The 9,182-nt window shown below is 46.0% G+C and carries 8 protein-coding genes; all 8 read left to right on the top strand.

Translation table 11 applies throughout. From position 1 onward, the window contains the following. Nucleotides 1–224: 224 nt before the first annotated feature. The 8 genes from auxA (at nucleotide 225) to G343_RS0113985 (ending at nucleotide 9,179) form a co-directional block, all read left to right on the top strand. Nucleotides 225–1,451 (top strand): lipoteichoic acid stability factor AuxA, encoded by a 1,227-nt coding sequence (gene auxA, locus G343_RS0114020; protein ID WP_020008797.1) that lies wholly within the window; start codon nucleotides 225–227, stop codon nucleotides 1,449–1,451. Further along, nucleotides 1,448–2,353: a formimidoylglutamase gene (locus G343_RS0114015; protein ID WP_020008796.1), complete on the top strand. Its 906-nt coding sequence runs from the start codon at nucleotides 1,448–1,450 to the stop codon at nucleotides 2,351–2,353. The genes auxA and G343_RS0114015 overlap by 4 nt, the downstream gene beginning before the upstream one ends. Nucleotides 2,354–2,487: 134 nt before the next feature. After that, nucleotides 2,488–2,943, top strand: coding sequence for a hypothetical protein (locus G343_RS0114010; RefSeq protein ID WP_020008795.1), 456 nt, complete (start codon nucleotides 2,488–2,490; stop codon nucleotides 2,941–2,943). Between the two features lie 222 nt (nucleotides 2,944–3,165). Then, a complete protein-coding gene (locus G343_RS0114005) occupies nucleotides 3,166–3,432 on the top strand; it encodes a phosphocarrier protein HPr (RefSeq protein ID WP_020008794.1) in 267 nt (88 codons plus the stop codon). Then, nucleotides 3,432–5,159 (top strand): phosphoenolpyruvate--protein phosphotransferase, encoded by a 1,728-nt coding sequence (gene ptsP / locus G343_RS0114000; RefSeq protein WP_020008793.1) that lies wholly within the window; start codon nucleotides 3,432–3,434, stop codon nucleotides 5,157–5,159. Before G343_RS0114005 ends, ptsP begins: the two co-directional genes overlap by 1 nt. 179 nt (nucleotides 5,160–5,338) lie before the next feature. After that, the gene (locus G343_RS0113995) at nucleotides 5,339–6,643 is read left to right on the top strand and encodes an MFS transporter (protein WP_020008792.1); all 1,305 of its coding nucleotides are present in this window, start codon (nucleotides 5,339–5,341) and stop codon (nucleotides 6,641–6,643) included. Nucleotides 6,644–6,798: 155 nt separating this feature from the next. Further along, a complete protein-coding gene (locus tag G343_RS0113990) occupies nucleotides 6,799–8,154 on the top strand; it encodes a cytochrome ubiquinol oxidase subunit I (protein WP_020008791.1) in 1,356 nt (451 codons plus the stop codon). Beyond that, nucleotides 8,154–9,179: a cytochrome d ubiquinol oxidase subunit II gene (locus tag G343_RS0113985; protein ID WP_020008790.1), complete on the top strand. Its 1,026-nt coding sequence runs from the start codon at nucleotides 8,154–8,156 to the stop codon at nucleotides 9,177–9,179. Before G343_RS0113990 ends, G343_RS0113985 begins: the two co-directional genes overlap by 1 nt. Nucleotides 9,180–9,182: the final 3 nt, after the last annotated feature.

Raw genomic sequence — 9,182 nt, 5'->3', positions numbered from 1 at the left:
GATGGATTCAGTGGTATCATGAAGTTGCGTCATGTGATTTCATTCCTTTATTGAGAGTCTGCTAACTTCAATATAACATGAAATTCACATGGCGTTTTTTGTATCAAAGGTGGCTAAGTTCATTATAAAATCCACCAAAGGAAAATTAGTTTTATGAATGATGACATTAAATGCAATGGAAAGTGTTTTGATTTATAATTGTGAATGGATTGAGGTGGATCATGATGAAGAAGCTCAGAGACCGGTCTGAAGTATATATCAGCATACTGCTTGGAATATTCTTTGCAATGCTCGGAATTTTTATTCTCTTTAATACAGGGAACATCAGGGGGGATGCATCCGGAATGGAAGAATCCTCCATAGATACAATTTTCGATTTGATCAACGCATTCTTCCTCGAAGTGACGAATGTACTTGGTATGATGATCGGCCCGTTTCCCATTATTGCGGGCATTCTGATCATTCTGGCCGGCGTTGGAATGTTCAAAGTTGCAGCAACTGTCAAGCGGACGACAAAATACGACACGGAACTGTCATTTCTTTTCACCGGCCTTTCGTTTTTCCTATTTATGATTACGACAGTTCTGATGCACCAGGTCTATGGCTGGTGGGCATTGACCTACATGGCCGCTTTTATCGTTCATATGCTCTATAACATTTTCAAGGAATATCTCGACCCGCGGCACAGGAAAGAACAGTATATGGTCATTCTGTTTTTCTATGGAATCGCATATTTCCTCACGCAGAATGCTGTCTATTCAAACATAGAATCAACGATTACACCGACAGACGTACTGTCGATCGATATGTTCTTTGCCATCATGTGGATCCTGTCTTTGTGTGCACTGGGGGTCGGCGTATTTCTGTCCAAATCGAAAAACCTGCTTAAGAAACCGAAGCGTGATGAAAATGGTGAGATGATTCGGCAGTCCAAAAGGAATAGACTGCATCCGGACGAGTATTTAGGGTTTTCAAAACAACTGTATGATTTCAGGAACGGGGTGCTCGAAAGAACGAAAGCTTTTCTGGAAATCGAATTGCCCAGATGGCTCAGACCAGGGTATATTGAATTGCTGCTCGGGACACTCATGCTGATATTCATACTGATTGAGTTCAACAACCGTCACGGTGTATTCACAGAAGGCTATTTCAGACTGTCACAGATGAACTATATATATGAATGGGTGAACTTGTTCCTGGCGCTGGTCCTGGCAGTACTTTACCTGTTTACAACATTTTTCAATCTGACGCAGAATAAATTTTATCACAGACAGATGATTATCATTGCCGCCCTTTGGTTAAAGGTAAGTGTGAGTTTGTATATCACCTTATTCAAAGAAGTGGAGCTGTCGTTGTTCATACTGCCGTTCAATGTATTGCTGGTACTGATATCGACACCGCTTGTTCTGATCAGTATTTTCAAAGAGTTTAACGGGGAGGCAGAGAAATGAAAGAATTGAGGACATACACTTATAATGGCCGCATAGATAACCCTGATATTCATGAGAGGTTCCATCAGGTGGTGGGCGAATGGCATGAAGACACTCAGGCAAGTAAACCGGTGTTCATCGGTTTTAGTTCGGAGGAAGGAGTCCGCCGCAACCAGGGACGGGCTGGTGCAGCAGAAGGACCGTTTACAGTAAGAGAGAAGATGGCCTCGCTGCCCTATGTCGATGCTGCCTATGACTACGGGAGTGTAATGGGTGATGAAGATCTTGAAGGCTCGCAGAAAGCCCTTGGGGAACACGTGGAGACTGTGCTCGGCAACAATCAGTTCCCGCTGATTATTGGGGGCGGCCATGAGACTTTGTATGGACATTACCTCGGTGTCAGATCACGATATCCGGATGCGAAGATTGCTGTTGTAAATCTGGATGCACACTTTGATATGCGCCAGGAGCGTCCGTCTTCGGGGACGATGTTCCATCAGATCCTGTCCGAAGATGATCAAGTGGATTATTATGTATTCGGCATCCAGCTGAGCGGCAACACGAAGACGCTGTTTGATACTGCCGATGCGTTCGGTGTGAAATATGCATTGATGGAAGAAGTGCGCAGTTCGGATGTTTTCCAGGAGTCGCTCGATGACATGGGGGCATATGATGTTGTATTTGCTACACTGTGCATGGATTCCGTACAGCAGGGTGCGGCCCCCGGGACAAGTATGCCAGCGCCGAATGGGTTTACAGCTGAGGAAGTGCATTCGATGATCGGCAGCCTGGCAAAAGTGCCCAACCTGGTCAGTTTCGACATCAGTGAAGTGGCGCCGAAGCTCGATGCAAATGACCGTACGAGTGCGCTGGCTGCCAGTCTTTTCCACAGATTCATGATGGAAAGGCAGACATTCAGATAAAGTAAATACAGCTGCTTTCTGACTGTTCAGTGGAATTGGCTGCGTCATGGCGGACTTGCCCGTGTTAGTAAAGATAAAAATACGGGTATGAATACACTGTCCTGACTTAATAGAGTATAAAAGGAGTTTTGATGATGAGTGGATATCCGTTCACTGACGCGGAATTAAAAGAAAGGGAGAAAGAAGCGCGAGAACTTGTGGACAAGAAGGCGTTCTATTCTTCAGCAGCGGCAGCCGTACCGATTCCGTTCCTTGATATCGGTACGGATATGAAGCTGATGAACGATCTTACCGATGATATAGAGGAAATATTTGATCTGAATCATAAACAGGTCAGCAGGATGACAGATGATACCCGGAACCGTTTTGCGGTCATGGCTACCAGCATGGGCAGCGAGTTTGTTTCCACTCGGGTGACGAAATTTCTGATGAAACGTCTCGCGAAAAACTCAGCGAAGAAAAGCTTTCGCCTGCTGCCGATTATCGGTCAGGGGGCAGGTGCTCTCATCAGTTACAGAATGATGAAAAAACTTGGGTATGATCATATAGAAAAATGTCTAAAAGCATCAAAACAGATGAATGCAGCCTGATTAAAGACACTCTGAAACAGAGTGTCTTTTACATTTTATCGAAGAATTGCAGGAGTGAGACTTTTTCAGTCCCGGCACGGACTAAATTTGTAAAGTTTAAGCGTCTATGTACTGTGGTATATTAGCATTAGCATACCTAACCGTGATACAATAGCAATAATCATGTAATCATTTTCATGAACTATTAAAATATATCAATGCAAGCAAAAGGAGACTGGCACAATGGAACAGAAATCTTATCTAATCACAGACGAAACAGGGATTCATGCAAGACCTGCGACAATTCTTGTCCAGACCGCATCCAAGTATGACTCTGATATCCAGCTGGAATTCAACGCCAAGAAAGTAAATCTTAAATCCATTATGGGGGTAATGTCACTCGGCGTCGGGAAGGATTCGGAAGTGACTGTACATGTGGAAGGCAAGGATGAAGCTGAGGCGATTGAAGCAATTACTGAAACGCTTTCTAAAGAAGGACTGACTGACTGATGTCTAAGATTTTAAAAGGGATAGGGGCAAGTGATGGCGTGGCTATCGCGTCTGTTTATTCATTGGAGGAGCCCGACCTGTCTTTTGACGGGGATACAATTGAAGAGGATGAGAAAGACAGCGAAGTGGAGCGTTTTAAAGGCGCATTCAACCAGGCGAAGGTGGAGATTACCAAGATCCGTAATCACGCAGAGTCAACGGTGGGACCAGAGCATGCGGCAATCTTTGATGCCCATCTGCTCGTGCTCGATGACCCTGAGTTCTTGTCGCCGATAGAGGATGGTATCCGCAATGAGAAAAAAAGTGCGGCACAATCGCTGTGTGATACGCGCGATCAGTTTGTCACGATTTTCGAAGGCATGGATAATGAATACATGAAGGAAAGGGCTGCGGATGTCAAAGACGTATCAAAACGTGTGCTTGCCCAGATATTGGGGAAGGAAATTCCGACGCCAAGCAATATTTCTACACCAGTAGTGATTGTTGCTGAAGATCTGTCACCTTCAGATACTGCCCAGCTCGACAAGGAATTTGTCAAAGGATTCGTGACAAATGTCGGCGGGCGTACCTCTCATTCTGCAATCATGTCACGTTCACTTGAAATTCCCGCAGTCGTCGGGACCAGGGAAGTGACAGATGCTGTGACCGTCGGCCAGCAGATTATCGTGGACGGCGGTGCTGGTGATGTCATTGTCGATCCGGACGATGAAGAGATACAGGTCTATGAAGATAAAGCAGCCAGAGTTGAAGAGGACAAGGCAGCGCTTAAAAAACTTGTGGACGAACCATCCAAAACCATGGATGATGTCACAGTGGAACTCGCCGCCAACATCGGTACACCGGACGATCTTGATGGGGTTGTATCAAACGGTGCTGAAGGCATCGGCCTTTACCGTACAGAATTTCTTTACATGGGAAGAACGGAGATTCCGAGTGAGGAAGAACAGTACGAAGCTTACAAGGCAGTACTGGAGAAACTGGATGGCAGCCCCGTCGTTGTTCGTACGCTGGATGTAGGCGGAGACAAAGAACTTCCGTATCTGGATCTGCCCGAAGAATTGAATCCGTTCCTCGGATATCGTGCGATCCGCATGACGCTCGACAATCAGGAACTTTTCAGAACACAGTTGAGAGCGCTGCTCAGAGCAAGTGCGCACGGTAACCTTAAAATTATGTTCCCGATGATTGCAACAATAGAAGAATTTAATCAGGCAAAAGCATTGCTTGTCGAAGAAAAAAACAAATTGAAGGACGAAGGCGTCCAGGTTAAAGATGATATTGAAGTCGGCATCATGATTGAGATACCCTCTGCTGCCATCATTGCAGACCAGTTTGCTAAAGAAGTGGACTTCTTCTCAATTGGTACGAATGATCTGATTCAGTATACAATGGCAGCAGACCGTATGAACGAAGCTGTCAGCTACCTGTATCAGCCGTACCATCCTGCCTTGCTGCGTCTGATCAAAATGGTCATTGACGCTTCCCATAAAGAAGGGAAATGGACAGGAATGTGCGGAGAAATGGCGGGAGATGAAAAGGCCGTTCCATTATTGCTTGGACTCGGGCTGGATGAATTCTCCATGAGCGCCTCATCCGTATTGAAAGCGCGCAGGCAGCTTTCAGGATTGAAGAAAACAGACATGGAAAAACTCGTAGAATCAGCACTCGAATGTAAAGATACAGAAGAAGTGCTGGCACTTGTCGATGAATATACGAGCCGAGTATAAAATATGCAGGAGAACCTCCACGCGTTTTTGCGCGTGGAGGTTTTTTGAAGTTTAACGGTTATTGAAGGGCATGTTCAGTGCCATTAAAATTCTAAAACAACCATTCAGTTAAAAATTTTCATCAGCTCCCTAAACCTGCAGGCATCTGTTATACTTGGGAAAAAGTGGGGTGCCGGATATTGAAGGAACAGACACGCAGTCCGATTCAACTGTATTTGACGCTGCCGATTTTAGCGTGGGCGCTATTTGATTTTGCGAATACGATTTTCAGTGCGAATATCGTTACATTATTTTTCCCGCAATACATAACTGAAGTGGTGGGTTCCACCCCCCGCCTGGAACAGATTGCTTCTACAGTTATCGCTTATGCCAATGCTGTGTCAGCGGGTCTGCTCATTCTTTTCTCGCCTTTATACGGTGTGACAATGGATCGTACGGGCGCGCGTAAAAAATTTGTGATGCTGTTTACGCTGCTCTGTGTGACTGCAACGATTCTGATGGGTGTATTTGGCGGTATGGATACTGACCGCTGGTTCGGCTTGCCGAACGGGCTCGTCTTGACGATTATACTTTTTGTTTTTGCCCGTTTTGCATACAACTCCGGGAATGTATTCTACGATGGGATGCTTTCCAGCCTTGGCAATAAGAAGGAAATCCCCCTCATTTCCGGTTTTGGTGTGGCGCTCGGTTATTTGGGAACGCTTTTTGGCATTCTCACGGTAATGCTGCTTGTTGGTGATGCCGGCGTACACAATACGTTCTGGTTATCCGGGATTTTGTTTCTGGTGTTTGCACTGCCGTTGTTTATCATTAATAAAGATCAGAAAACACGGCCTAAGCCGAAACAGCCCTTCCTAAAAGGGTATAAGGATATTTATCATACATTCAAAATGGCGCGTGCCTATCCTTCGATCTTTTTCTTTATGATTGCGTATTTCTTTGTCAATGACGCGTTGGCAACTGCGATTGCGATGATGCAGCCGTATGCTACGACGGTTGTCGGGTTTGAACCGGGCGCATTCCTGATCATCTTCATGGTGGCAACCGCTTTTTCAATCGTCGGAGCGATTGTTTTCAGTTTCGTCAACCGGGCGATCGGTTCCAAAAAGACTTTCCTGATCATCGCCACAGTGCTGGGGACCGCAGTGGCCATCGCTGCAATTCCGCTGCCGATGTGGACGTTCTGGATTGCTGCTGTATTCTTCGGGATTGCGATGGGCTCCACGTGGGTCGTCAGCCGTACCATGATTATTGAGCTTTCACCGGAGGGCACTGAAGGCCAGTTTTTCGGGCTCTTTGCCTTCAGTGCAAAGATGAGCGCGATTGTCGGCCCGTTTATCTATGGCTCAATCACGTGGATGCTGGCGGATTACGGCGCGCTTGCGTCACGCGCGGCAATTACAAGTTTAATCGTCATGATTGCCATCGGGATCATATTCCTCATGAGAGTGCGGGAAGATCAGACTGCTGGAACAGAAGGATAAACGTCGATAAACACCTGCATCAATTGATATGCGGGTGTTTATTCATATTATTGATAATAATTTCACAAAAATGTCATGAAAATTGGAACTTTGCAGTTATCATACAGTCTACTTACGGACTATAATTGAGGGTAAGTTACTAATGGGGTGATTGAATGGATGATGTTATTCTTGGCCGTGTACTGACTGCCAGCACACTCGGTTTCCATATCATTTTTGCTACAATCGGTGTCGGTATGCCGATTGTCATCATGGTGCTGGAGTTCCTTGGCATCAGGAAAAAAGACACCGATTATCTGACGATGGCAAGACGCATTGCCAAAGGGTATACGGTGACCGTTGCTGTCGGTGTCGTGACCGGTACGATCATCGGTTTACAGCTGTCACTGATCTGGCCGGAATTTATGAGGCTGGGCGGGCAAATTATCGCATTGCCGTTATTTATGGAAACATTCGCTTTCTTCTTTGAAGCGATTTTCCTTGGGATCTACCTTTACACCTGGGATCGTTTCAAGAATCTGTGGTATCATTGGATGCTGAACATACCGATCATTTTAGGGGCAACCTTATCTGCTGTTTTCATCACGACGGTAAATTCATTCATGAATACACCGGCAGGGTTTGATATGGCAGATGGCGAACTTATCAACGCTGAGCCGCTGACTGCAATGTTCAACCCTTCAAGCTGGGTCAGAATGTTCCACGTCGTTGCGACTGCCTATATGACGGCGGTATTCATCATTGCGTCGATCGGTGCCTTCAAACTGCTCCGTTCCAAATTTAAAGAAGATCGTACTTATCATAAAAAAGGTCTGAAAGCGATGATGGTCGCTGGTGTCATTACTGCACTGCTTACAGTGCTTGCGGGTGATTTCTCAGCGAAATTCCTGCACAACCATCAGCCCGAAAAACTGGCTGCGATGGAATGGCATTTCGACACGGAAGAAAATGCAGATCTGGTGCTATTCGGGATGCTGGATGAAGAATCGCAGGAAATCAATTATGAACTGAGAATTCCCGGTTTCCTGAGCTTTTTGGCAGGCAGTTCATTTGATACGGAAGTCACTGGATTGAACGATATCCCTGAAGAGAATCACCCGCCGATGATCATTCATTATTTCTTTGATATCATGGTATTCTTCGGCATGTACGCGCTTGGTGTATCAATCATCTACTTTATCGCTAAGTTCACCAAGGGCCTGAACGAACACCACCCGGCACTGCTCTACGCTTATGTTCTAGCCGGCCCCTTGTCGGTCGCTGCCATTGAAGCAGGGTGGTTCCTGGCCGAGATGGGTCGTCAGCCATGGATACTGAGGGGCTATATGAGAGTTTCTGAAGCAATAACTAACGCAGACGGGCTGGGCATGGCCCTGATTGCATTTGTTGCATTGTATGCTGTACTCGGAGTGACCTGCGTTTACGTGCTGCTTAAAATGTTCAAGGATAAAAGTGCACAGGCCGAGCGCCTCGAACTATACGGTGAGTCCAATAAGGGAGGTCATCTCTGATGAATTATGAAATCATTGGGATAACAGTGCTGTGGACGTTCCTGTACGGCTATATCATCATTGCATCCATTGACTTTGGTGCCGGATTCTTCAATTTCTATGCCAAGGTCACCGGTGTGGAAAACATCATCAGTCCGATTATAAAAAGATATCTGAATCCAGTATGGGAAGTGACAAACGTATTTTTTGTGTTCTTCTTTGTCGGCATCGTCGGATTTTACCCGGATACTGCATATTACTACGGTACAGCGCTTCTGATTCCGGCAAGCATCGCACTGATACTATTGTCGATACGCGGGAGTTATTACGCTTTCAACTCGTACAATAAAATCCCGAAGATATCATGGGATTTTCTGTACGGCGCAACCGGACTCCTGATCCCGGCGTCTTTATCAGTGGCACTGGTCATCTCTGAAGGCGGATATATCATAGAAGATGCCGGCGGCATACAGCTTGATCTGGAAGCATTGCTCTACAGCACATATTCATGGTCAGTCGTATTCCTGGCCATCATTTCAGTGCTCTATATATCGAGCGGATTCCTGACATTTTACGCAGACCGGGCCAAAGCGGCAAAAGCGGTTGAACTGACCCGGCGCTGGTTTTTAATCTGGACGCTGCCGATGCTTGTCATCACGCAGTTTGTCTTCCTGGGACTTCGTGATCATAACTATGAGCATTTTATGAATGCCCAGGAATTGTGGTATTTATTCGGCCTCAGTCTGTTGTCGATGGGCATCGCCATTTTTCTGATATGGAAGCGGCGCAATTACGGCATTGCCTTCATCATGATCATGCTGCAGTTTGCATTTGCGTTTTACGGTTACGGTATCAGCAAGATGCCTTATATCCTGTATCCGCATGTTGAGGTAAATACATCCATCGTCAATGATGCCATGGCGATGAGTCTGACCATCGTATTTATACTCGGCCTCCTGCTGCTGATTCCAAGCCTTGCCCTGCTGCTCCGGTTATTCCTGTTTGACAAGGATTACGTCCAGGGTAAGGATAAAAGTAAATACTGAACC

It is taken from the genome of Salinicoccus albus DSM 19776, from assembly GCF_000385175.1.
In the GTDB taxonomy this organism is placed as follows: Bacteria; Bacillota; Bacilli; order Staphylococcales; family Salinicoccaceae; genus Salinicoccus; species Salinicoccus albus.
Note: the sequence above shows the minus strand (reverse complement) of the source record. Positions and strands in the feature narration are given on the sequence as shown.